This window comes from Rothia sp. 110740021-2, from assembly GCF_054263775.1.
The window spans coordinates 438,994-464,524 of record NZ_JBSZFE010000001.1; the positions used below are offsets into that span (position 1 = coordinate 438,994).

The following is a 25,531-nucleotide window of genomic DNA, read 5'->3' on the forward strand; positions in this document are numbered from 1 at the left end:
CTTCTCGATTCTTACGCGGGCGGTGCATCCATCGGATGCGCCGCCTCGCGGCATTTAACGGCCCCGCACCTACTCCGGTATGAAGACTGGGGGAGGTTCGGGGCTTCGTCGTGCCCGCTCTTTTCTCCTGTAGCAAACGGGGCATGCGCCACATAATCGGCAGGTGGCGGTATAAGCCGCTGTGGCCGCCCTGTGCCTCGGATGAGAGAGGCTGAGAGCACTGTGGTTCCTCTCTCCTGGAGCCCGGCAATGGGGGAGAGGTGCCGTATGATGGGATGAGACAACCCAGACATTCCTTTGCACGAAAGCGGATAGACATGAGCGAGCAGAAGAAAAAGAAGAAGAGCGCAACCGAGCGACCCGCCCGCGACTTGGCGGCTGAAGCACAGCAGATCCTGGACGCTTTCGGTGCCGGTGTTCGTGAAGACCGCGACTACCCGGCTCTGCACCTGGCACCTCCCGTGGGCCGTCTGAACGACCCGAACGGCCTGGTCTTCGACGGCAAGCGCTACCACGCCTTCTACCAGTACTCGCCCCTGCACCCGGAGCGTATGGTTTACTGGCGCCACGCCGTCAGTGAGGACCTGACCCACTGGACCGATGAGGGTACCGCGCTGGTTCCCGATAGCCGCTACGATTCGCACGGCTGCTACTCCGGCTCCGGCATTAAGGTTCCCGGCGGTTTTGAGTTCTTCTACACCGGTAACGTGAAGGACGAAGAAGGCAACCGCGAAACCTACCAGATTCTTGCTACCGCAGGTGAGGATGCGAAGCCGACCCGTCAGCTGCCCCCGCTGATTTCCGGCCCCGCGAAGGGCTACACCGCGCACTACCGCGACCCGCACGTCTTCGAGCGTAACGGCGAATGGTGGATGGTCATTGGCGCTCAGCGTGAGGACCTGACCGGCGCCGTGGTCGTGTACACCTCCAAGGACCGCCGCGAGTGGACTTTCCGCGGTGAGTTGGGCATCAAGGATAAGACCCTCAAGGGCACCTACATGTACGAGTGCCCCTCCCTGCTGAGCATGCGCGATGAGCTGACCGGCGAAATCCGCGACGTGCTGATTTTCAGCCCGCAGGGCATGCAGCCCCTCGGCGAGAAATACAACAACATTTTCCAGAGCGGCTACATTGTTGGTTCGCTGGATAACGAGACCCTCAAGTTCACCGTGGAGACCCCCTTTACCGAGCTGGATGCAGGTTTCGAGTTCTACGCCCCGCAGACCATCTCCGGTACCGGCCTGACCGCTGACCCGAAGGCACCGCACGATGTATGCGGCGACGCCCCGGTGATGATCGCGTGGCTGGGTAACGCTGATCAGGACGACCTGCCCTCGTGGAGCCACCGCTGGGTGCACATGTTCACCTACCCGCGTGAGCTGCACCTGCGCAACGGCAAGATTTTCCAGCGCCCGGTGCCGCAGCTCAATGACGCGATGGAGATGAACCCGCTGTACCGTGAGGAGGAGAAGGGCAAGCTCGTGGAGCTGAAGAACGCCCTGACCTTCCGTCTGCGTGGCCGCGTGAACGTCTCTGATGAGCGCGTGAAGCTGAAGATTAAGGACACTCACGGCGTGGCACTGAGCATCGTTCTGGATAAGGACTTTGTGCAGATGGACCGTGGCGGTACCCGCTACACCGAGGGTGGTAGCCTGCGCCGTCGAACCCTGAAGCGTTCGAAGATTCGCGAGTTTGACCTGCTTGTGGACGGTTCGGCTACCGAACTGTACGTGGGTGGCAAGCTGGTTGCCTCCATGGGCGCTGAGGTTATGACCGCTCGCACCTTCTTCAAGGGCGATAAGCGCCGCGTCCGCCTGACCGGTGGCGAGGTGCTGTCCCTGGAGTACGGCCGCCTCTAAGACTAAGCAACAAAATAAGATAGGGTGGTACCGATAACATCGGTACCGCCCCATCTTTTTATATGTATATGCTTATTCGTACCTGCTGGGGGCAGTCATATGGCCAGACCCATTGCCGTTGTAGTAAAGAGTACAAGTGTAGTTGCGTGGTGGAAAACCTACAATATCTGCACTACCTACAACATACCGTTGGACAAAAGTAATTTTGTACACTCCGTAGTGAGAGATGTACCCATAACGGTCCATACAGGCGCTGTAACCGCCACTAAGAACCCATCCTCGGCCAGGCCCCAAGTTATAGCCCATGTGGTACTGAGTGGAACGTACGTCGTTCCACGTAGTGGGAGGAATCCATACCGCTTGAGCTGGCGATATGCAGATACCAATAAAAAATCCGAGTGTAGCAAGTACCTTAAAAATATGACGCATCGTTGCACCTCCGTGTAAATTGATGTCTCTATTCTAACAGAGACCTAGGTTGGAGACAGTAAAAATATGGGAGGATAATGATTTGTCTTTAGAAAAATAGCGTGAAGAGATATTGCTGGCTATTGCATAAGCATAAAAGCCTACTCTCCGTGTGGAGGGTGGGCTCTCGCTTTTAAGAACTTTCCCGTGATACCATGTTTTACATTCGATATGTCAAACGTATGACATATGCATGACATGCACACACAGACATATCGCCCCAACTCATTCACAAAGCATCATCCGGTGGTGCTCCAAACAAAGGAGAGCGAGCGTGGACCACAAGTCAGTGGCACAGCGCGTGCTGAAGGACGTCGGTGGCGTCGGCAACATTCTTGCAGCCGCACACTGCGCAACCCGCCTTCGCCTCGTCCTGAAGAACCAGGACAAGGTCGACCAGGCAGCAATCGACAACGACGAGGACCTCAAGGGTAGCTTCCTCAACGCTGGCCAGTTCCAGATCATCGTTGGCCCCGGCGACGTCAACGAGGTGCACAAGCACCTGATTGCCGCTGGCGCACCCGAGGCATCCAAGGATGACCTCAAGAGCATCGCTGCGAAGCAGGGTAACATTGTCTCCCGCTTCATCAAGACCATTGCCGACATCTTCGTGCCGCTGATCCCGGTGCTGGTCGGCGGCGGTATGCTGATGGCGCTCAATAGCCTCCTGACCTCTAAGGGTATTTTCGGTCCTCAGGCTGTTATTGAACTTTTCCCCGAATGGGCTGACTTTGCAGACATTGTCAACCTGCTCTCCGCTGCTCCCTTCGCCTTCCTGCCCGTGCTGGTTGGCTTCTCCGCCACCAAGGTCTTCGGCGGTAACCCCTACCTCGGTCTGACCATGGGTGCCGCAATGGTCTCCCCGGCACTGATGAACGGCTACAACGTCGCAGCATCCCTGGCAGGTGCCGAGGGTACCGACCCCATGAAGTACTGGAACCTCTTCGGTCTGCAGGTTCAGCAGGCGGGCTACCAGGGCACCGTGCTGCCCATCATGCTGGTTGCCTTCATCCTCTCCCACATTGAGAAGTTCTTCCATAAGATCCTCAAGGGCACCATCGACTTCATCTTCACCCCGACCCTCACCATCCTCATCACCGGCTTCCTGACCTTCCTGCTGGTCGGCCCGCCGATGTTCCAGCTGGGTACCTGGCTGGGTGAAGGTATCAACTGGCTCTACACCGTTGCCGGTCCGCTGGGTGGTCTGATTTTCGGTACCTTCTACGCATTCATCGTGATGACCGGTATGCACCAGGCATTCCCGCCCATCGAGATGAGCCTGTGGGCAACCGGCGGTTCCTTCATCTTCGTCGTTGCTTCCATGTCTAACGTGGCTCAGGGTGCTGCCGCAGCCGGTGTCGCACTGACCACCAAGAACAAGAAGATTAAGGGTATTGCTTCGGCAGCCGCACCCTCCGCATTCCTGGGCATTACCGAGCCCGCAATGTTCGGTGTGAACCTGGCTCTGCGCTGGCCCTTCTACATCGCAATCGTTTCCGCGGGTATTGGCTCGATGGTTACCTCTATCCTTGGAATTAAGGCAGGTAAGCTGGGCGCTGCTGGTTACCTTGGCTTCCCCTCGATTGAAGCAACCGTCGGCGCCGGTATCCCGGGCTTCTTGGGCTGCCTCGTCCTGACCACCGTCATCGCCTTCGTTGCCTCCTTCATCTGGGGTAAGAAGGTCGAAGCCGGCAACACTGAGGAAGCTGAGGCACCCGCTGCAGCCGCTCCCGTTGCCACCGTAGCTGCTGCCGCAGCTCCCGCCGCCGCTGTAGCATCTGAGGCTGGCGAGAGCGTCGAAATCGGTTCCCACATGGTCGGTTCCGTGGTTCTGCTGGCTGACGTCAAGGATCCCACCTTCTCCTCCGGCGCACTGGGTGCAGGCACCGCAGTGGAGCCCACCGAAGGTAAGCTCTACGCACCGGCTGACGGCAAGATCACCGTTGCATTCCCCACCGGCCACGCATACGGTCTGCGCACCGAAGACGGCCTGGATCTGCTGATGCACATCGGTATGGACACCGTGGAGCTCGACGGCAAGCACTTCGAGCCCAAGGTTGCTAAGGGTGATACCGTCAAGCGCGGCGACGTCATCGCTGAGTTTGATATCCCCGCCATCAAGGCGGCTGGCTACCCGCTGGCAACCCCCATGGTGATCACCAACGCCAAGAAGGCTGCTGCTTCGGTTGAAGATGTCCAGGCTTCGGGCGCATCTGTCACCAACGCAGATTCGCTCCTGAAGGTTGCACTGAAGGCAAAGGCTAACGCATAGTCTGCACTCTTAGTGAGTAGATAACCTCAATGTGATGTACACCCCGTACCACTCTTCCTAGAGCTGGTGCGGGGTGTTCAATTTTTCCTGCAAAAGCGTGAAAAAAGTGCGTGAATAAATATGCGTAAAAATTATGCATAATGGTGCAATATTAGCTAGCGCACAATGGTGCATGGTCATGAAAAATGTCTTGATAAGGCACAATCTATTAGCCAGGAGTGAATAATCCAGCTAATATTTATGTATAGTTTCAAGCTTTTGTAAAGGGTGAATATGACCTCAGCTTCCTATACCGTCCGCACCGCCGAGCCTCATGAATATGCCGAAGCGCTCGAAGTACTGATTGCCGCATTCGACGGGGATCCCGCCATGATGGCAGTCATCGCAGGCGGTAGCCGCCGACAGGAACTCGCCAGGCTCCGCGCCATCATGACCCTTCAGGTCTACGGCAACTTTTCCGACCGTGGCCGCATCGATATCGGCATCGAAGAATCCACCGGCAAGATCGTAGGCGTCTGCCTCTGGAGCACCCCCGAATCCCACGAAGGTTCCTTCCTGAACGAACTCAAGCAGATTGGCGCCTACTACAAGGCCCTCGGTTGTAAGAGCCTGCTACGGGCAGTCATGATGGAGCTACACCTGCTCAAGTACCGCCCCGCGTACAAGCACTGGTACCTCTTCAACATTGGTGTTCTCGAAGAGTATCGAGGCCGGGGCATTGGCTCCCAGCTACTCGACTACGGTACCGAACGCATCGGCGACTACCCCGCCTACCTCGAGACGTCAGCCTATGACAGTGCACGCCTCTACGAGTGCTACGGATTCCACTCTCTTGGGCCGCTACACGGCATCTTCTCTGACGCATACGCCGTCGACATGGTCCACACCCGGCACCGGCTCGACCGAGATTGTTCAGTGTAACTCCTAAAACTTCCGGGCGCTAACACAAACCAATAAATGTATATAAAAAATCCGCCCCACTGTGAGTACTCGCACGGTGGGGCGGATTTTTATCTTTAAAGGATGGAGGAGCTTCTTATTGGAGCTCATCAGGGGCAGACATATCAGGCTGAATCTGATCCAGATTCGGGATAGAACGCACCGTTGCTCCCAGGTAGAGCTCAACGGGAAGTATATCTTCAGGCTGGCTGATTGGGGGAGTGTCTGCCTCAGTAGATTCTCTCTGCTGTAGCTCAATGAGCTCCAACAGACGCTGTGCGGTACGCTTCGCTATACCCTCAATCGGCTGAACCACGGTCGCAAGCTCCGGCATGAGCAGCTGAATGCTCTGAGTGCCGTCGTAGCCAATCACTTGGAAATCCTCGGGAACGCGGATTCCGCGCGCACGCGCCCAGCCCAGGGTGAGAGCGGCGTAATTATCGTTCGAGGCGAAGACCGCCTCCACTGACTCGGGGCTCTCCGCACGCTCATCCAGGTAGCGGTAGAGCACCTCACGCTTGATGCCCAGTGGGGGGCGGAAGCCCAGCTCCACGAACTCCGGCATTAGATTAGTCTCAAGCATTGCCTCACGGTAGCCGCCCTGACGCTCATTGTGTTCACCCAGGGTCGAAGTCACGTGCACAATACTCTGCGCGCCTGTGGCGATCAGATGCTCCGTGGCGGCGCGAGCACCTCCGTAGTTGTCGGAGCGGATGTTCGGGTAGAAGCCGCTTTCAAGGCGGTCTACGGTCACCAGGGGAGCTTGGGCGTGGGGAATGTTCACCAGCGCATCGGAATGGGCGCCGCTGATAATGCCGTCTACCTGGTTGGAGAAGAGCATCTCCAGGTAGCGCTTCTCTTGTTCGGGGTGGTCATCGCTATTGCAGAGAATGACCCGGTAGCCTGCTTCGGCCAGGTAGCTCTCGAGACGGTACACCATCTCCCCGTAGAAGGGGTTTGCGACCGTCGGGAAGATGAGGCCGACCGTCTGTGAGCGCTGACCCTGCAGGCTGCGGGCGATAGCGTTGGGCCGGTAGCCGAGTTCCCGCATTGCGTTGTGGACTTTGGTGCGGGTGCTTTCGCTGAGGTAGCCGCGATTATTGAGGACGCGGGATACAGTGGTGGGAGAGACCCCTGCGCGGGCTGCAACATCGCTGAGTTTGGGCTTAGCCACAGGGGCTCCCTTCGGTGTGCTAAACGATTGACATATCTCTCTACTATACCCTCTCCACAGAATCTACCTGAGCCCAGAAAACATGAAAAAGCGCTTTTCTACTGTGCCTTCCACCCCACCGGTTGGCAACCCCGGTCTACAGTACCGGAATAATCGGCACTCGAGCCCCCACCTCATGGGCAGAACCGCAGACCGAAGAATCATCTAACACCGCACAATGAGTAGCTGCTGCCAACGACGACAACATATGCGACGCTGACTTCGGTAGAGGATACGCCACACCATCACGCACCAACACCGGTAACAGACGAACCCCCGCTGGCTTACGCAAAGTATCAACCGGCTCACCCAAAACAGCCGAATCCAGCTCCGGTAGGGACATGTCCCTCATACCAGCCAAAAGCGGTGGCAAATACGAATACAAAGCCGTGTATGCTGCCAAAGGATTACCCGGCAGACCCAACACAAAACGCTCACGACCAGAATTTGGGCCCGTCTCCGGAACCTGCAAGCGCGCGGCCAAAGCAGGATGACCCGGACGCACATCCACCGACTCAAACAGGTACGTCGCACCCATATCGTTGAGCACCTTACGCACCAAATCAATACCCGAGGTGCTTGACCCGCCTGTAAACACCAGCACACGAGCCGTAGATGTAGCTAAGAACGTGCGGAACTCAGACTCAACATCCGCCAAACGAGTTGAAGGGCGTGCCTCACAGCCTGCAGAAATAATCGCATGCTCCATAAAGCCGCCAAAAGCATCACGTACCTGACCCGGCGCAGGCACACCAAAGGTAATAACCTCGTTACCCGTAAACGCACAACGCACCGGAATCGGGGCGTACACCGGCAACTCATCAAAACCATTCATGCCCAAAAACGCCGCCATACGCGCAGAAATACGGTCACCATGGCGCGCCAACAACTCGCCACGTTCCAACTCAACACCAGCATGGCGAATATCAGTACCAGGAGCCGGAGGCTCAAAACCCTCCGCCATATCCAGGTAATGAATACTGGACTGAGTCTCCAAATGAGCAGCTACACCAGGGCGAGACGAAGCCTCCGCACCCTCATACAGGCGCGAATGCTCCTCGCGCACAATTGCCTCAGTACCCTCAGGAATCAACCCACCCGTCAGAATCGGGGTGGCTTCCCCCGGCGCAATAGGAACTGTCAGACGGTGAATATTTGCGCGAGAATCCTCCGGATACGCCGGGGTCACCAGACGCCACGGAGGCGTACCCGCCACAGCGTAACCGTCCATCGCCGAAGAGCTGTAGTGGGGCACCGGCATCATCGAATAAACATCATCCGCCAAATAGTGGCCAATCGTCACCAGCAGCGGTAAAGACTCCGTCTTCACATGGTGAGCAATCTCCAGGCCCTGCTCATGCAAAATCTGGCGGGCCTGCTGCCACGAAACAGAAGGAATATGGTGAGACATCGTACCTCGTAAAAGTGTGTGCGGGACGCGCAACAGCGCGCGAGCTCAAAAACGCTACATGTACACGGCATCTAAAGCCAAGACTTATCACCTAGGGTACTCGTAGTCAGACCCTAATATCACACTGCGGTATCTCAGCTGCTAATAGCTTGACCAGAGCGACGTCGTATAACCCAGCGCCTGCGCCTGCTCCCACGTATCAACATCGGCGGTATCAGCGGCAGACATCTGAACCGCAGTAGGGTTCAGACGACGCAAAAAAGAACGAACAGAAGCGTCGGTGGTGCCGGCCGAAAACACCGAGCGAATCGCCCCAAAACGGTAAATACCAACCAGCGGCTGATAGATACCCTCAGAAACCCCCCAGAAACCTGCCGATGTTTCAGAATCAGTGAGGGAGAGAGCTGACTGTTCTGCATAAGCCTGCTCGACACTCTGCGCCGCAGTGATTAGTTGCTGAACCGCCGGGGCAATACGCGGAGTATCCACACCCAAAATCAGACACCAGTCGGGCACAGGAATCTGCGAGCGCTCACAATCGGCCGCAATACACTCCAAACCGGCATGAATCGCCGCGGCAGGCCCGGAAAACGGCGGATCCTCACGAGTACGTAACACCCCCGACGGCAATGGCAAGCTCTCAGGGCCCACCACCACGCGTGGGGATGCGGCGGCCACCGCCTTCAGAGCACAATCCAGCAGAGTGCTCGTACCATCAGACAAGGACGCCTTCGGCACGTGGTTCAGGCGGCGAGAAGCGCCTCCGGCGACAACGACTGCGGCGCATGAAAAATCGCCCTCAGCGGGAAGTACAGAACCGGGCATCTTATCCGCCCGCATTATCCACCCGCAAAGGGAGGCAGAACGTCCACACGATCGGCATCCTGTAGGGGCGCCTGAGTATCCGAACGGGCACCATTGACCAGGAACGAGCACTGCTCCATCACCTGCGCAAGAGTCAGACCCGAAGGGGTCGTACCCTCCAAACTCTGACCCAGATACTCAATCAGCGCACCAAGAGTCGCAGACGACAGCTGCGCCAGGGGCACCGACAGCTGCGCGATACCCGCCGCTGAACGTGCGGCAGCAAAAAAATGAACCTGCATAATGCTCCTCAATCCTAAGTCAGGGAACAGCCGAAAATCACGGGTGCAAGATGCCGGTAAAAAGCCTTATCCGGCACCTTCGGCTGATGAATCAGCGGTTTTTCTAGCCACCAATAGCGCTCATCGAGCGGCTCGCCTTAGCGAACTCCTCAATATCGAAGTCAGCGTCTTCTTTACCGTGGGCGCGCGGCTTAAACCACATGCCCTCACGCCAACGCAGAGCTAGCTGCTTATCGTTGGCACCAGAACGCAGAAGCTGCATCAAATCGGTCTCGGTGTCGGAGAACAAACAGGAGCGAATCTTACCGTCCGCCGTTAGGCGGGTGCGTGTGCACGCATTGCAGAACGACTCCGTCACCGAGGCAATAATACCCACACGCCCCAGCGACTCGGTATCGTCAGCCGGGAAGCCAGCCTCATCCAGGGCAGTACCGAGCGGGTATACCTCCCACAGCTGGGCGGGGGAGTCGCCACGCGCCTCCGCCACCGAACCCAGAACGTACTCAGCCGAGAGTTTCTCGCGAATTTCAGCGGCAGTAATCGTGCCCTCACGGGTCCAACGGTTATCAGCGTCCAACGGCATCTGCTCAATGAAACGCAGCTGATAGCCGCCCGCCAACGCCCAGCGCAGAAGCTCCGGAGCCTGGTCATCATTCAGACCCGGCATCAGCACAGCATTAATCTTGATGGGCCACAGGCCAGCCTCCGCTGCACCGTCAATACCCTTGAGCACGGCGTCGAGCTTATCTCGGCGGGTCAGCTCGGCAAAGGTCTCACGGCAAATCGTATCCAGAGAAACATTGATACGAGTCAGACCAGCCTCCGCCAGCGCGGAGGCACGCTTCTCCAAACCAATACCGTTCGTCGTAATAGCAAGCGGAACATCCGGATGCGCCTGATGGATGCGGGAAATAATATCCACTAAATCGGCGCGCACCAGCGGCTCGCCACCGGTAAAGCGGATCTCCTCAACGCCCAGCTCAGTAATCGCAATGTCGGCAAGGCGCGCAATCTCCTCGGCGGAGAGCAGATTCTCCTTCGGGAGCCACTGTAAACCATCCGCCGGCATGCAATAAATGCAACGAAGATTACATTTATCGGTCAGAGAGATACGAAGATCAGTCGCCACACGACCCCAACGGTCCAAGAGCGGACCGCTATTCGTAATATTCGGGAGCTTACGCTGTACCTTGACGCCACTCTCAGATTTTTTGGGCGTCACAAAAGCAGCCCCATTATCCTCCGCAGAAGATAAGGTGCTTAACATTGGGCCCGCAATGAGCTCAGAAGAGGCCGAATTTGCCGTGTACGCCATGTAAAACCTATGTGGAAAATTTGCATATTTCAGGTGACAATATGATTATTCCATGTTCCGGCGCCCGGTACATAGTGTGTGCAGGGTAAGTTACAACTGCGCCACCGCAGACCATCACGAGGAAAACAACACGTACAAGCTAGGGACGTACGCAAAACCTCGCACAGAGCCCGGACGGGGAAACACCTCACCACCGCAAGAGTACGAACCACTAAGGAAACAAATTTCATGAAGACCCCCCTCGCAGCTCTCAGTGCGCTCGCTGCTGCAACCCTCGCCCTCACCGGATGCGGCGCCACCCAGGGCTCCTCCTCCGCATCTGCAACGACCAGCCAGACTACCTCCGGCAAGATTGAGGTCTTTGCCGCAGCCTCCCTGAACAACGCCGGTGCAGACCTCGAAAAGGCGTACGAAGCCGCCAACCCCGGCGTAGACATCACCTTCGTCTACGAAGGCTCCGCAAAGCTCGTCAACCAGATCGAGCAGGGTGCAACCCCCGACCTGCTCATTACCGCAGACACCAAGAACATGGACAAGGCAAAGAAGCTCGACCAGTTCTCCAATTCCGAAACCAACGTTCTGGTCACCAATAAGCTCGTGCTCGTCACCGCCGAAGGTAACCCCGGCAAAATCAACAGCCTCGAAGACCTCAAGACCACCGAAGGTGTCGTCGCCATCTGCAAAGAAGATGTTCCCTGCGGCACCATCGCCCACCAGGAACTGAAGAAGCACGACATTACCCTCAAGAACGCAACCACCGAAAGTAAGGTCACCGACGTAGCAACCAAGGTCACCACCGGCAACGCCGATGCGGGCTTCATCTACACCACTGACCTCGCCGCAGCCAAGAAGAAGGGCGCCAACCTCGGCTCGGTCGAACTAACCGACGTGGAACGCAACGAATACCCCGCAGCGCTGAGCAAGACCGGCTCCTCCTCCGAGACCGCGAAGAAGTTCAACGAATGGTTGAAGAATTCCGACGAGGCGAAGAAGATTCTCACCGAGTACGGCTTCAGCACCGCAAAGTAATTCAACTCAGTAGGGAACAACCCGAGTCTCATCACCCATGACAGACACCACCGCTACCCATCGCAATGCCGGAACCTCACGCACACCCGGAAGCAGACTCTTCGCCTCCGTGCCTGTGCTCTCCCTGGTTCCGGCGTCGCTGGGTATTTTTCTCATTGCCGGACCGCTCCTCGGGCTCTTCCTTAACATCCCCTGGAGCCAGCTCGGTAGTATCTTCACCCCGCAGGTGCTCGGGGCGGCGAATCTCTCCCTTAACACCGCCGCCGCCTCCACCCTCATCTGCGGGCTTCTCGGTGCGCCTCTGGCGCTTGTGCTCTCCAAAGTGCTCAACCGCTCACGGCTACACCGGTTTGGGTCGGTGCTCTACGCCATCATCTACACCCCGGTCATTCTCTCCCCGGTGGTCTCCGGCCTCGGGCTACTCTTCTTCTGGGGACGCAAAGGCATGATTGGCACCTACCTCTACCAGGCAGGAATCTCCATCCCCTTCACCCCCAACGCGGTAATTATCGCCCAGGTCTTCGTCGCCCTACCCTTCTTCGTTGCCACCGCGGTCACCACCCTGCAGGCTATTCCCCGCGAATACGAAGAAATTGCCCTCGTTGAAGGCGCTAAACCCGCAGAAATCACCTTCAAAGTGCTACTACCCCTCGCCGCTCCCGGTCTCGTTACCGCATTCCTGCTCTCCTTCGCCCGAGCGCTCGGCGAATACGGTGCAACCGTCACCTTCGCTGGTAACGTCCAAGGTAAAACCCAAACTATACCCCTGGCCATCGACCTAGCCATTAACAGCAGCGACATTCCCAGCGCCCTCGGAAGCGCCCTGATTCTCATTAGCCTCTACTTGGGAATCTTCGGGGTCCTCGGCCTAATTCGCGCTCTAAAAAAACTACGCGAAAGCACTCGATAAGCTGCTCCGCCGCTTGCACCGCACGCCACCCGACACACACCGGTCCTTAGGCAAAACTGCATTTACCAGCCCACAAAAACACACCTACACTAGTCATAACCACCGCCGCACGATTGGAATCGCCATGATTTCCCCCGAATTCAACGGAACCCCCAGCACCGAGGAATACCGCGCCTACCTGGCGCTACTGCTGCGTGAAGTCTTCATCGGCACCGCAGAAACGGTTCCCCTCTACCACGCGGCAGGACGCATACTCGCCCAAGACATCACCGCACGCATGGATGTACCCAGCTTCGACAACTCCCAAATGGACGGCTACGCACTCACCGCCGAAGCCGCAGACCGCGAAGACCGCATCTTCACCGTCGGGCGCGAAATTCCCGCCGGACGCCCCCTCCAGCGTTCCCGATCCTCTGACGACCTGACCTACCCCATCATGACCGGCGCACCCATCCCCAAGGGATACGACGCAGTCATCCCTGTTGAACAGTCCGAACGCATCGAATACCCCGATTTACCCGAATCCTTTGGCCGCTCCAGCGAAAAGGTCAAACTTGCTCCCGGTAAACCCGGACAATTCGTGCGCCGCCGCGGCGAAGACGTCGTCACTGGCCAGGTCCTTGCACGCGCCGGTGAACGCATTACTCCCGCTCTGCTTGGTGCGCTAGCCTCCCAGGGATACGCACGCCTGACCGTCGCGGCGGGTCCCCGTGTGCTCGTGTGCACTGGCGGCGATGAGATTCTCTCCGGCGTTGAAGAAGATGGAAACGCCACCACTCAGGAACTCGCTCAAGGCCAGATTTTTGACGCCAATGGCCCCATGCTCACTGCTATGCTCCGCGAAGATGGCGCTCAAGTACGCCGTATTGCTATCGGTGATGACCCTATTGAGCTACTGCACCGCCTCACGGCAGAATACGAAAGCTTCAAACCGGACATCATCATCACCTCGGGTGGTATCAGCCACGGCAAGTATGAGGTGGTCCGCAACGCCATCGCCAAGGTGCACGAAGCGGACATTCTGGTGCCCGTCTCTTGGTTTGGACACGTCAGCCAACAGCCCGGCGGCCCCCAAGGCGTGAACCTGCTCGACTTCAAGGGGCACCGTGTGCCCATGATTTCCTTCCCCGGAAACCCAGTGAGCACGCTCATCTCGTACGCGCTAATTCTGCGCCCTTACTTGCGTGCCGGCGGCCCCTACGGTGTGCCCTACGCGGTTGCCTCCGAACAAGCGACCTTGAATAACGCACCGCGAGGCGTGCTGGTCACCGAAACCCCGCTTACCGCTCCGGCGACCAAGCGCCAGTTCCTGCGCGGCACCCTCGCCATGGTCGAGGTCGAGCCCGGAACCTACCGGGTGGAGCTCTATCCGGACGTCCTCTCAGGCTCGCATCTGCTGCACCGCGCAGCACAAGCAGATGTGCTCATTGAGCTGGCACCCGGAACTACCTACACCGGGGGAGAGGCAGTACCCTACCACCGTATTCGCCTCACCGATCACTAGCGAAATACCCCCCCCATTGTTCCTTGCGTGAACGACAAGGAATAATTGAGACTCATACTAAGTAATGATTCGCGGCAGAAGAATACCGCGCAGAAGCCAGGAGAAACGATGACCTCTACCTCGCAGCCCAACCAGGAACTGACCCACGTGCGCGCCGACGGCTCAGCACACATGGTGGACGTTACGGAGAAGTCGGTCACCACCCGCACTGCCCTGGCTGAGGCAATCGTACGCACCCGCGAAGACGTTATCGCCATGATTTTTGACGCTGACCTTCCCAAGGGTGATGCGCTTCCGGTTGCACGTGTTGCCGGCATCATGGGCGCTAAGCGCACCCCGGAAATCATTCCCCTCTGTCACCCGCTGCCCCTGGGCAAGATTACGGTGGACTTTGAGCGCGGCACCGACTTCGTGCGTATTGAGGCTTCAGTGAAGACCCGTGGCGTCACCGGCGTGGAGATGGAAGCACTGACCGCCGTTTCCTCGGCGGCACTGACTGTTTTCGATATGATCAAGGCAGTCGATAAGTACGCCGTCATCACCGACATTCGTGTTCTGGAGAAGAGCGGCGGCAAGTCCGGCGACTGGTCCGTCTGCAAGGACTCCTAAGCTGCGGCGGCGCACCCCCCCCGTCACCTGACAGATATAGAAAAGGAATTCCAATGAGTAGCGAAGACTACACCATGCAGGAGAACCTCACCGGCCTGGTTATTGTCGCCTCCACCCGCGCAGCCCGCGGCGTATATGAGGATAAGTCCGGCCCTATCGCTGTGGAGTGGTTGCGCTCGCGCGGCTTTGACACCCCGGACGCAGTGGTCATTGAAGACCGCGATATTATCGAGTACTTCAACGCCTTAGTGGCCGAGGGTAAGAAGAACGGTAACCTGCCGACGTTCATTCTGACCAGCGGTGGTACCGGTCTGAACTCTGACGACCAGACCGTGGAGGCGGTTCGCCCCCACCTGGATAAGGAAGTGCCCGGCATTATGCATGCCTTCTGGATGAACGGTCTGAAAAATGTTCCCGCGGCGGTGCTTTCACGCGGCGTGGCGGGCGTGATTGACCGTACCTTCGTGATGACTCTGCCCGGTTCGCGCGGTGGCGTGAAGGACGGCGTGGCAACCCTCGATCCGCTCGTTGAGCACATTTGCCGTCAGATGGAGGACTACCATGACCACTAAGTCGCAGAACGAAGAATCACTGGACCACTCGGGCGCGCACGGTGCCGAGCCGAGCGGCTCGACCGTGGTGTTCACCGATATTACGGAGGCGCCCCTGGAACCGCTGTACGCGGCGGCTAAAGCTGAGGTCATGACTGATGCCATGGGTGCCCTGGTAATTTTTGACGGCATTGTGCGCAACCATGATCACGGTAGCGCGGTGCGTGGGTTGTCCTATAGCGCGCATCCGCAGGCTCGTGAGTATATTGCGGAGGTTGCCGCCGAGGTTGCTACCGAGCTGGACGGTGTACGTCTGTGGGCTGTGCACCGTGTGGGTCCGATTGCTATTGGCGAGTCGGCTCTGACCGTAATGGCGGCAGCGGCTCACCGTGGCCGTGCATTTGATGCCTGCGAGCTGGTGGCTGATCGGGTGAAGGCTCGTGTGCCGATTTGGAAGGAACAGGAACTGCTCGATGGAAGCATCGAGTGGGTTGGTGTGGATACTTCGCCTGCTTAGCCTTCTGAATATTCTGAATATAAGCCTGTCAGGGGGATTTCTCTCGGGCAGGCTTATTCTCCTTGATGCTTGGATCCCTAATAAAGTTCAAGCCACCTCTACTATTTGATGCGAGGAACCCCCCCATGTCTTCTCACACCTCTCGTAGCGCGAGCGAGCTCTCTGCCGCTGAGCGTGCGTTCTACTCTCGTCAGCTGATTCTGCCCGAAATGGGGTATGAGGCTCAGCTGGCACTCAAGGGTGCACGTGTTGTGGTGTTGGGCGCTGGTGGTTTGGGTGCTCCCGCGCTGTTGTACCTGGCGGGTGCTGGTGTCGGTCAGATTGTGGTGGTTGATGATGACGTCGTGGATGATTCGAATCTGCACCGCCAGGTGATTCATACGCACGCCAGGGTGGGTAATTCTAAGGCTGAGTCTGCCGCTGAGTCTTTGCGCTCGCTAAATCCTTTTATTGAGGTTGTACCGGTGCGTGAGCGTTTGACAGAGGCGAATGTTGATGCGCTTTTGTCTGACGCTGATTTGGTGCTGGATGGTAGCGATAATTTTGAATCGCGTTATGTGGTGTCGGCGGCGGCTGCGCGTGCTGGGATTGCGCATGTGTGGGCTGCGATTCTTGGTTTCGATGCGCAGTTGAGTGTGTTTTGGGCGGGGCACGGTCCGGTATATGAGGATTTGTACCCTCATGCTCCTGCTGCCGGTAGTGTGCCTTCGTGTAGTACCGCTGGTGTGGTGGGTGCTATGGCTGGTGTGGTGGGTGCTGCTATGGCTATGGAGGCAGTGAAGCTGCTGACCGGGGTGGGGGAGCCGCTCATGGGTGAGGTTGGCCTATATTCGGCGTTAAGTGGGAGGTGGGAATATATACCTCTTGTGGCTAGTGTGCAAGCTGTACCTAAGAAAAGTGTCGTTTTGTCCCAAGAAACGAGTTATATGCCCAAAAATTCTGTAACAATTCGTAATATTTCTCAGGATTTTGCTAGCTCTTCGACGGATTCGATGCCTCGTCCCATAAGTGCCCAGGACTTTAAAAAGCTGTCATCGGATGAAAATATTGCCCTTTTGGACGTTCGTGAGCAGGTGGAATTCAAAGCTTTTGCTATTGAAGGCGCTATTAATCTTCCTCTGACTGAGTTGCTGGAGGCCAGTCGAAATAGTGGTTTAAAGGCCCTGATTGAGCGTAAAATTCCCACAAACGCCCAGGAAATCGTTATTTACTGCACCGGATACACTCGAACGGTTGAGGCAGCTCGTGAAATAGCGCCCCTGGAGGAGCGTTCTGTGTACATGCTTGAGGGTGGAATTTCCGCCTGGCTTACGGTCTAAAACACCCTTATTTTGCATGAATTAGGCAAGGTTTTTATCTCGTATTTTCCATGCCAAATTTCCGATATATTGGGCAGTATGGAACAAGCATCACAGATTAAGGGCCCGGACGGCCCCCTTACCGATCAGCTGATCAAGTTCGGTAAGTTCTTCTCCCGCTGGGATGAGACTGAAGACGGCCGCGCCGTCTTCCGTGAAGGCGGCCGCGAAGGTGACGCCTTCTACCGCGACCGTTGGAGCCACGATAAGGAAGTTCGCTCTACCCACGGCGTGAACTGCACCGGCTCCTGCTCCTGGAAGGTGTACGTCAAGGACGGCATTATCACCTGGGAAGCACAGGAAACCGACTACCCCTCGGTTGGTCCCGACCGCCCCGAGTACGAGCCCCGTGGTTGCCCCCGCGGTGCATCATTCTCGTGGTACACCTACTCTCCCACTCGCGTTAAATACCCCTACGTTCGCGGTCTCTTGCTGGAGATGTACCGCGAAGCGAAGGCAATCCATAACGATCCCGTGGACGCCTTCCACTCCATCGTGTCCGACCCCGCCAAGCGTGCACGCTACGTGAACGCACGCGGTAAGGGTGGTCTGGTGCGCTCGACCTGGGCTGAGGCTCTCGAGCTGATGGCGGCTGCTCACGTGCACACCATCAAGTACTACGGCCCCGACCGTAACACCGGCTTCACCCCGATTCCGGCAATGTCCATGACCTCCTTCAGTGCGGGTGTTCGCTACATCCAGCTGACCGGTGGCGTGATGACCAGCTTCTACGACTGGTACGCCGACCTTCCCGTGGCTTCCCCGCAGGTCTTCGGCGACCAGACCGATGTGCCCGAGTCTGGCGACTGGTGGGACGCTGCATACCTCATCATGTGGGGTGCAAACGTTCCGCTGACCCGTACCCCGGATGCTCACTGGGTCTCTGAGGTCCGCTACCGCGGTACCAAGGTTGTCACCGTGAGCCCCGACTACGCCGATAACACCAAGTTCGCTGACGAGTGGCTGCCCGCCCAGGCAGGTACCGACGCAGCACTGGCTATGGCGATGGGTCACGTTATCCTCAAGGAGAACTACGTCGACCAGCGTGTCGAGTTCTTCGAGGACTTCTCCCTGACTTACACCGATCTTCCCTTCCTGGTCACCCTGGAAACCCGCGAGGACGGCGTGAAGGTCCCCTCCAAGTTCCTGACCGCAGCAAAGCTCGCTGGTGAGGCTGAGCAGCCGAACGCTGACTTTAAGCCCGTGCTGATGGACCGCGAGACCGGTGAGGTCTTCGTGCCCAACGGCACCATGGGTCACCGTTACGCTCAGGAAGACCAGGGCAAGTGGAACCTGGATCTGCAGGGTCGTAAGCCGATTCTGTCGATTCGCGACCTGCCCCAGGGCCAGACAGCAGCTGCAGAGATTAAGATGCCGACCTTCGATAACCCGAAGGGTCACGGCGACGTCATTACCCGCGGTGTGCCTGTAGCATACGTTGAAGGCCACGAAGTCACCACTGTCTTCGACATCATGCTTGCACAGTACGGTGTGGGCCGCGAGGGCCTGCCCGGTACCTGGGCTAAGGACTACGAGGACTGGAACGTTCAGAACACCCCGGCATGGCAGGAGCAGATTACTTCTGTCCCCGCCGAGGCTGTTATCCGCGTTGCCCGTGAGTTCGCTAAGAGCGCCCTGGATTCCGGTGGCCGCTCCATGATTATCTTCGGTGCAGGTATCTGCCAGTGGTACCACGCTGATACCACCTACCGCGCTATCCTCGCCTTGCTGAACCTGACCGGTTCCCAGGGCCGTAACGGTGGCGGTTGGGCTCACTACGTGGGCCAGGAGAAGGCACGTCCGCTGACTGGTCTGACCAACATTGCTAACGCTCTGGACTGGAGCCGCCCGCCGCGTCACATGATCGGTACCGGCTTCTGGTACATGCACACTGACCAGTTCCGTCAGGATGCATACTCCACCGATTACCTGCAGTCCCCGCTGGCTAAGGGTGAGTTGCGCGATGTTCACACTGCTGACGTTGTGGCACGCTCCGTGCGCATGGGCTGGATGCCGTTCTTCCCGCAGTTCCCCGAGAACTCGCTGGAACTGGCTGATAAGGCAGAGCAGGCAGTGGCACGCGGCGAGGCTTCCTCGAACGCGGACTACATTGCACAGCGCCTGAACTCCGGTGACTTGGAGTTCTCCGTTGAGGACGTCGACAACCCCATCAACTGGCCTCGTACCCTGACCCTGTGGCGTTCGAACCTGTTCGGTTCCTCCGCTAAGGGTGAGAGCTACTTCCTGAAGCACCTGGTCGGTAGCATGGACAACGTCCAGGGTTCCGACTCGGAGAAGCACCCGAACGAAGTGAAGTGGGTCGACGACGCACCTCAGGGCAAGCTGGATCTGCTGGTCACCTCGGACTTCCGTATGACCTCCTCGACCCTGCTGTCTGACATCGTTCTGCCGACTGCTACCTGGTACGAGAAGCACGATATCTCCTCGACCGATATGCACCCGTTCCTGCACGCGTTCTCCCCGGCAATTGATCCGCCGTGGGAGGCAAAGACCGACCACGAGACCTTCAAGGCTCTGGCATACGAGTTCACTCGCCTGGCTAAGAAGCACCTCGGCGTCCGCAAGGACATCGTTTCGGTTCCGCTGCTGCACGACACTCCCGGCCAGATTGCTCAGCCTGGCGGTCACGCACCCGACTGGAAGAACACCCCCGGTATGGTGGGCGTGCCCGGCAAGAACATGCCGAACTTCGTCACCGTCGAGCGTGACTACGGCGCACTGTACGATATGTACACCACCGTTGGCCCGCTGTTCGATAAGCTCGGTGCCACCACCAAGTTCATCACTTACGATCTGAAGGACGAAGTCGCGAAGATGGCTAAGGAATTCGGTGTGATGGACTCCGGTAAGGGCGCAGGCCGTCCGGCACTGGATACCGACGTGAAGATTTCTGAAGCAATCCTCATGATTTCCGGTACCTCTAACGGTGAGGTTGCTGTTAAGGGCTTCAAGGAGCTCGAGAAGCAGACCGGTCTGCACCTGATGGACCTGGCAGAAGGTAACGAGGAACGTCGTATTACCTTCCCCATGACCCAGGCCGCACCGCAGCCCGTGATGACTTCCCCCGAGTGGTCCGGTTCGGAGACCGGTGGTCGCCGATACGCTCCGTTTACCGTCAACATCGAGAAGAAGAAGCCGTTCCACACTCTGACCGGCCGTATGCACTTCTTCCTCGACCATGACTGGATGCACGAAATGGGCGAGGCTCTGCCGATTTACCGTCCGCCGCTGGATATGACTGGCCTGTACAACGAGCCTGAGCTCGGTACTACCGACGGTGTTTCGGTTGCTGTTCGCTACCTGACCCCGCACAATAAGTGGGCAATTCACTCGCAGTACTTCGACAACCACTACATGCTCAGCATGTTCCGTGGCGGTCCGACTGCGTGGATGAGCCCGCAGGATGCTGAGAAGATTGGCGTCAAGGACGGCGAGTGGATTGAGTGTGTGAACACCAACGGTGTCTTCGTGGGCCGTGCGGTTGTTTCGCACCGTATGCCCGAGGGCGTCTGCTTCGTTTACCACGCTCAGGAGCGTATGGTTAGCCCGAAGTCTGAAGTCACCGGTAAGCGCGGTGGTATTCACAACTCGGTGACCCGTATTCTTCTGAAGCCCACCCACATGATTGGTGGCTACGCTCACCAGGCGTTCGCCTTCAACTATCTTGGACCGACCGGTAACCAGCGAGACATCGTCTCGTACATCCGTCGCCGTAAGTCCCAGGAGGTAACTTTCTAATGCGCGTTATGGCACAAGTTGCTATGGTGATGGCGCTCGATAAGTGCATCGGCTGCCACACCTGCTCCGTGACCTGTAAGCAGGCATGGACGAACCGAGCCGGTACCGAATACGTCTGGTTCAACAATGTTGAGACTCGTCCCGGTCAGGGTTACCCCCGCCGTTACGAGGATCAGGAGAAGTGGAAGGGCGGCTGGGTGCTGAACAAGCGCGGTCGTCTGGAGCTCAAGAGCGGTAACCGCTTCCAGAAGCTCTTCACGATTTTCGCTTCCCCGATTCAGCCCGAGCTGAACGACTACTACGAGCCCTGGACCTACGACTACCAGAACCTGACCAGTGCTCCTCTGGGTGATGATTTCCCGGCTGCTAAGCCGGTCTCCCTCATCACCGGTGAGGACACCAAGGTTGAGTGGGGTATGAACTGGGACGACAACCTGGCTGGTGCGACCGAGTACGGTCATCAGGACCCGCTGGTGGAGAAGGTCCGTAAGAAGGCTGAGGACAAGATTAAGTTCGAGTTCGAGCAGACCTTCATGTTCTACCTGCCTCGTATTTGTGAGCACTGCTTGAACCCCTCCTGCATGGCTTCTTGCCCCTCCGGCGCTATCTACAAGCGCGCTGAGGACGGTATCGTGCTGGTTGACCAGGACCGTTGCCGTGGTTGGCGTCAGTGCATCACTGGTTGCCCCTACAAGAAGGTGTACTTCAACCACAAGACGGGTAAGGCTGAGAAGTGTACCTTCTGCTACCCCCGTATTGAGGCTGGTATCCCGACTGTATGTGCTGAGACCTGTGTTGGTCGTATGCGCTACATCGGCATCTTCCTCTACGATGCAGACCGCGTGACTGAAGCTGCTTCGGTTGAGGATGAGAAGGACCTCTACGAGGCTCAGCTGTCGCTGATGCTTGATCCTTCGGATCCTGCTGTGATTGAGCAGGCTCGTAAGAACGACATCCCCGATGCGTGGATTACTGCGGCTCAGAAGTCGCCCGTGTACAAGCTGGCGAAGGAGTGGAAGGTGGCTCTGCCCCTGCACCCCGAGTACCGCACCATGCCCATGGTTTGGTACGTACCCCCGCTGTCTCCGATTGTTGACCTGCTCAAGGAGCAGGGCCACGATGCGGAGAACAGCAACAACCTGTTCGGTGCTATTGAGTCTCTCCGTATTCCGGTTGAGTACCTTGCTGAGCTGTTCACCGCAGGCGACACTGAGGTTATTACTAACGTTCTGCGCCGCCTGGCTGCGATGCGTTCGTACATGCGTGATATCAACCTCGGTGGCGAAGGCAACGAAGAGATTGCTCAGGCTGTTGGTATGACCGGTCAGCAGGTGTACGAGATGTACCGCCTGATGGCTATCGCTAAGTACAACGAGCGTTACGTCATTCCGAAGGCTCACATGGAGGACGCCCACAACCTTGAGGAAATGGGTTGCTCCCTGAGCGTGGATGGCGGACCCGGCATGTACGGCGATGCGTTCAACGACATGGAGGGTCGCCCGACTCCCGTGTCCACCGGTGTCTACGAGGCTAACAACAAGGTTAGCTTGTTCAGCTGGGACGGTTCTTCCCGTCCTGATGGCCTCTTCCCGAACACCACCGGAAAGAAGTAATAAGTGGCTGGATTCTTTTCCAAGCTCATGGGCAAAGCCGGTTCCGAGGCTGCTGTCTCGGAGCCGGCTCAGCCGGAGAACCCGTTCGATATCGATTACGGTCCCGGCGAGGATATGGACTCGGTAATCTACCAGGTGAGCGGTATGCTCCTGGGCTACCCCGATGAGGAAACTCTGAGGGTTCTGCCTGAACTGGTGGGGATTACCGCTTCCACCCAGAATGAGGCTTTCATTGCTGCCGTTGATGCGGTTCAGCAGTGGCTGACTTCTAAAGACCTGGAGGATGTGCAGTCCGAGTACGTGCAGGAATACGACCTTTCGCGTCGTCATTCTCTGCACCTGTCCTACTGGACCGATGGTGATACCCGCCGCCGTGGTGAGACTCTTCTGCGTTTTAAGCAGATGTACCGCGACTCCGGTATGTTGACCGTTTTGAACGGTGAGCTTCCGGACTACCTGCCGCTGGTGCTGGAGTTTTGTGCGTTGGTGGATCGCCGTAAGGGCCGTTCCGCTTTGCAGGCGTACCGTCCGTCCCTTGAGCTTCTTCGTCTGTCCATGAAGGACGGAAATCTGCCCCACTACGGGTTGTTGCAGAGCATCTGCGATACCCTTCCTGGCGTCTCTCCGGAGACTCAGGAGGAGGTTCAGAAGATGGCTGGCTACGGCCCTCCCGTCGAGACCGTTGGCTTGAATGGTTACGCTGATCATCAGCTGCTCCAGCAGGCTTCGGCTCGTTCTAACTAGTTTTATCCCTTGTGAGGAGACAACACGTGTACGTACTTGCTTCTGAGAACGCAGGACATGCTGCACAGGCTGTAACCGATCCGGGTATTGTGGACATCCTGCTGTGGGGCGTTCTGCCCTATGTTGCGCTGGTGGTTCTGATTGGTGGCACCATCTGGCGTTACCGTACTGACCAGTTCGGATGGACTACCCGCTCGTCCCAGGTCTATGAATCGAAGCTGCTGCGCATCGCTTCGCCCCTGTTCCATTACGGTCTTGCGGCCGTTTTCCTTGGTCACGTTGGTGGCCTGGTGGTTCCCAAGTCGTTTACCGACCTGTTCTTGTCGGAAGATGCTTACCACATGACGGCGCTGGTTGCAGGTTCTGCAGCAGCGATTGCGACCATTATTGGTATGTTCATTCTGATTGGTCGCCGTGCTTCGAACTCTCGTGTTCGTTCGGCTACCACTCGTAATGACGTCCTAATGTATGTCGTTTTGGTTCTAGTGATTCTCGCTGGCACTGCGGCTACTCTGCTTTCGGCTGTGAACCCCTCGGGCGGTTTGCCTCCGGTGAATGGTCACGAGGTTCACTTCAACTACCGTGAGACCATCGCTGTTTGGTTCCGTTCGCTGTTCTACTTCCACCCTGAGGTAGCTTTGATGGTGAATATTCCCGTGGCTTTCAAGATTCACATCGTGGTGGCTATGGTTCTGTTCATCATTTGGCCCTTTACCCGCTTGGTGCACGCACTGACTGTGCCCCTGCACTACCTCTTCCGCCCCTACACCGTGTACCGCTCTCGTGGCGGCCAGCGTGTTGGTGCACGTCGAGGTTGGGATCCGGTAGGCACTCTCCCGCGTGAGCGCGCCGACCGCTAATACACATATCCATATTGCAAAAGAGGAAATATGAGCACCCCTGCTGCACCGAGCTACGACCTGAAGAATGGTCAGCTCCGTAACGTTCTGCTTGCAACCTTCGCCTCTACCATTGGTTTCTGGGCGTGGACCGTTGTTGGCCCGCTGGCCAAGATGTATGCAAAGCAGATGCACCTGGACGCTGGTATGACCAGCCTTCTGGTTGCTATGCCGATTTTCATCGGCGCTATCGGCCGTATTCCCGTTGGTGGTCTGACCGACCGCTACGGTGGTCGTATTATGTTCACCGCTGTTCTGGCGATTAGCGCACCCCTGGTCTTCCTGGTTGGTGTTGCTGGTCAGATGAACTCGCTGCCCATGCTGCTTGTTGTGGCGTTCTTCCTGGGTATTGCGGGTACCGTGTTCGCTGTGGGTATTCCCTTCAGCTCCGCATGGTATGACGCTTCCAAGAAGGGTTTTGCGACCGGTGTGTTCGGTGCCGGCATGGTGGGTACTGCAATTTCTGCATTCGCTACCCCCCGCCTGGTGCAGGGTATTGGTTACTTCCAGACTCATGTTCTGATTGCTGTTATCTGTGCTGTAACCGCTGCTATTTCTTTCTTCTTCTTGAAGGATTCTCCGGCAACCATCGGCCGTGAGGTTACTCCGCTGATGCCGAAGATTGTTCAGGCATTCAAGGTGAAGACCACTTGGCAGCTGGGCTTCCTCTACGCTGTTGTGTTCGGTGCGTTCGTGGCATTCTCGAACTACCTGCCCACTTACCTGAGCAACATCTACAGCTTCAACGCTAACGACGCTGGTATGCGTGCGGCTGGCTTCGTGGCTGCTACCGTGATTGCTCGTCCCTTCGGTGGTGTTCTGGCTGATAAGTTCGGTCCGAAGATTATCTCCCTCATCTCCCTGGGCGGTGTGGTGATTCTGGCAGTTATTACCGCGTTCCAGCCTGATGCTGAGCACGTGTATGGTGCTGTCTTCATCCTGATGGGTGCTCTTCTGGGTCTGGGCCACGGCTCGGTCTTCGGCTGGGTGGCTCGTGCGGCTGATCCGAAGAACGTTGGTGCGGTGTCCGGTGTGGTTGCTGCTGCTGGCGCTCTGGGTGGTTTCTTCCCGCCGCTGGTGATGGGTGCAACCTACAACCAGGAGCACAACAACTACTTCATCGGTCTGATGCTGCTGGCTGTGACTGCGGCTCTGGCTTTCCTGTCGGCGTTCCTGGTGCCGCACGGTGGCAAGCCTGACCACGCTAAGCACGCTAAGTAGGTTCTTCTAGTACATCCTTCTGCAGGATGTATGTGAAGTTTGCTTTGACTGAGTCCGGCTCGTTTTCTCCTCGGAGGGAACGAGCCGGACTTTGTGCTTTTCTGCTGTCTTGTCGTCTAACAGGGGTGGGCTTCGGCGCGGCAGAAGAGTTTGATGTTTAGGCATGTCGAATGTTGGTAAAGCTAGCGAAACTTTGTGGAGATGTGGGACACTTAAAGTGTTCGACTCGTCGCA

Annotated in this window: 20 protein-coding genes; 15 read left to right on the plus strand and 5 right to left on the minus strand. The window is 57.4% G+C overall.

The features are described 5' to 3' along the window. The first annotated feature begins 317 nt into the window (after positions 1-317). The 3 genes from ACUXHH_RS01905 (at position 318) to ACUXHH_RS01915 (ending at position 5,520) form a co-directional block, all read left to right on the plus strand. Entirely contained in the window at positions 318-1,859 is a 1,542-nt protein-coding gene (locus tag ACUXHH_RS01905; protein ID WP_279754863.1) for a glycoside hydrolase family 32 protein, read from the plus strand. A 742-nt stretch (positions 1,860-2,601) separates the two neighbouring features. Next, complete coding sequence (locus tag ACUXHH_RS01910; protein ID WP_279754865.1) at positions 2,602-4,599, plus strand: glucose PTS transporter subunit IIA; 1,998 nt, start codon at positions 2,602-2,604, stop codon at positions 4,597-4,599. A gap of 273 nt (positions 4,600-4,872) precedes the next feature. Then, positions 4,873-5,520, plus strand: a complete 648-nt coding sequence (locus ACUXHH_RS01915; protein WP_458390706.1) for a GNAT family N-acetyltransferase — start codon at positions 4,873-4,875, stop codon at positions 5,518-5,520. Between the two features lie 115 nt (positions 5,521-5,635). Here ACUXHH_RS01915 and ACUXHH_RS01920 read toward each other — a convergent pair whose 3' ends face one another. From ACUXHH_RS01920 to moaA, 5 genes are all read right to left on the minus strand, one after another. Continuing rightward, on the minus strand, positions 5,636-6,712 hold the full coding sequence (locus ACUXHH_RS01920; protein ID WP_458390707.1) for a LacI family DNA-binding transcriptional regulator: 1,077 nt from the start codon (positions 6,710-6,712) through the stop codon (positions 5,636-5,638). A 136-nt stretch (positions 6,713-6,848) separates the two neighbouring features. Further along, positions 6,849-8,162, minus strand: a complete 1,314-nt coding sequence (locus ACUXHH_RS01925) for a molybdopterin molybdotransferase MoeA (RefSeq protein WP_458390708.1) — start codon at positions 8,160-8,162, stop codon at positions 6,849-6,851. Between the two features lie 141 nt (positions 8,163-8,303). Next, a complete protein-coding gene (gene mobA, locus ACUXHH_RS01930) occupies positions 8,304-9,002 on the minus strand; it encodes a molybdenum cofactor guanylyltransferase (protein WP_279741327.1) in 699 nt (232 codons plus the stop codon). Next, positions 9,002-9,268 carry a MoaD/ThiS family protein gene (locus ACUXHH_RS01935; RefSeq protein WP_279741326.1) on the minus strand — a complete coding sequence of 89 codons (267 nt, stop codon included), beginning with the start codon at positions 9,266-9,268 and terminating at the stop codon, positions 9,002-9,004. Before ACUXHH_RS01935 ends, mobA begins: the two co-directional genes overlap by 1 nt. A gap of 103 nt (positions 9,269-9,371) precedes the next feature. Beyond that, complete coding sequence (moaA, locus tag ACUXHH_RS01940; RefSeq protein WP_279741324.1) at positions 9,372-10,583, minus strand: GTP 3',8-cyclase MoaA; 1,212 nt, start codon at positions 10,581-10,583, stop codon at positions 9,372-9,374. 228 nt (positions 10,584-10,811) lie between these two features. Here moaA and modA point away from each other — a divergent pair, with 228 nt between their 5' ends. From modA to ACUXHH_RS02000, 12 genes are all read left to right on the plus strand, one after another. Beyond that, complete coding sequence (gene modA, locus ACUXHH_RS01945; protein WP_279741322.1) at positions 10,812-11,612, plus strand: molybdate ABC transporter substrate-binding protein; 801 nt, start codon at positions 10,812-10,814, stop codon at positions 11,610-11,612. Between the two features lie 37 nt (positions 11,613-11,649). Beyond that, positions 11,650-12,522, plus strand: coding sequence for an ABC transporter permease (locus ACUXHH_RS01950; protein ID WP_279741320.1), 873 nt, complete (start codon positions 11,650-11,652; stop codon positions 12,520-12,522). A gap of 124 nt (positions 12,523-12,646) precedes the next feature. Next, positions 12,647-14,026 (plus strand): molybdopterin molybdotransferase MoeA, encoded by a 1,380-nt coding sequence (locus tag ACUXHH_RS01955; RefSeq protein WP_458390709.1) that lies wholly within the window; start codon positions 12,647-12,649, stop codon positions 14,024-14,026. Between the two features lie 108 nt (positions 14,027-14,134). Further along, entirely contained in the window at positions 14,135-14,635 is a 501-nt protein-coding gene (moaC, locus tag ACUXHH_RS01960) for a cyclic pyranopterin monophosphate synthase MoaC (protein ID WP_279741317.1), read from the plus strand. Positions 14,636-14,688: 53 nt separating this feature from the next. Then, on the plus strand, positions 14,689-15,207 hold the full coding sequence (locus tag ACUXHH_RS01965; protein ID WP_279741316.1) for a MogA/MoaB family molybdenum cofactor biosynthesis protein: 519 nt from the start codon (positions 14,689-14,691) through the stop codon (positions 15,205-15,207). Beyond that, positions 15,197-15,703, plus strand: a complete 507-nt coding sequence (locus tag ACUXHH_RS01970) for a molybdenum cofactor biosynthesis protein MoaE (RefSeq protein ID WP_279741314.1) — start codon at positions 15,197-15,199, stop codon at positions 15,701-15,703. Before ACUXHH_RS01965 ends, ACUXHH_RS01970 begins: the two co-directional genes overlap by 11 nt. 125 nt (positions 15,704-15,828) lie before the next feature. Further along, on the plus strand, positions 15,829-17,022 hold the full coding sequence (locus ACUXHH_RS01975; RefSeq protein WP_458390710.1) for a ThiF family adenylyltransferase: 1,194 nt from the start codon (positions 15,829-15,831) through the stop codon (positions 17,020-17,022). A 78-nt stretch (positions 17,023-17,100) separates the two neighbouring features. Then, a complete protein-coding gene (locus ACUXHH_RS01980) occupies positions 17,101-20,820 on the plus strand; it encodes a nitrate reductase subunit alpha (RefSeq protein WP_458390711.1) in 3,720 nt (1,239 codons plus the stop codon). Then, positions 20,820-22,433, plus strand: a complete 1,614-nt coding sequence (narH, locus tag ACUXHH_RS01985) for a nitrate reductase subunit beta (RefSeq protein WP_458390712.1) — start codon at positions 20,820-20,822, stop codon at positions 22,431-22,433. Before ACUXHH_RS01980 ends, narH begins: the two co-directional genes overlap by 1 nt. Positions 22,434-22,436: 3 nt before the next feature. Continuing rightward, entirely contained in the window at positions 22,437-23,177 is a 741-nt protein-coding gene (gene narJ / locus ACUXHH_RS01990; protein ID WP_458390713.1) for a nitrate reductase molybdenum cofactor assembly chaperone, read from the plus strand. A gap of 26 nt (positions 23,178-23,203) precedes the next feature. After that, a complete protein-coding gene (narI, locus tag ACUXHH_RS01995; protein ID WP_279741306.1) occupies positions 23,204-24,037 on the plus strand; it encodes a respiratory nitrate reductase subunit gamma in 834 nt (277 codons plus the stop codon). A 30-nt stretch (positions 24,038-24,067) separates the two neighbouring features. Next, complete coding sequence (locus tag ACUXHH_RS02000) at positions 24,068-25,297, plus strand: MFS transporter (RefSeq protein WP_458390714.1); 1,230 nt, start codon at positions 24,068-24,070, stop codon at positions 25,295-25,297. Positions 25,298-25,531 lie beyond the last annotated feature (234 nt).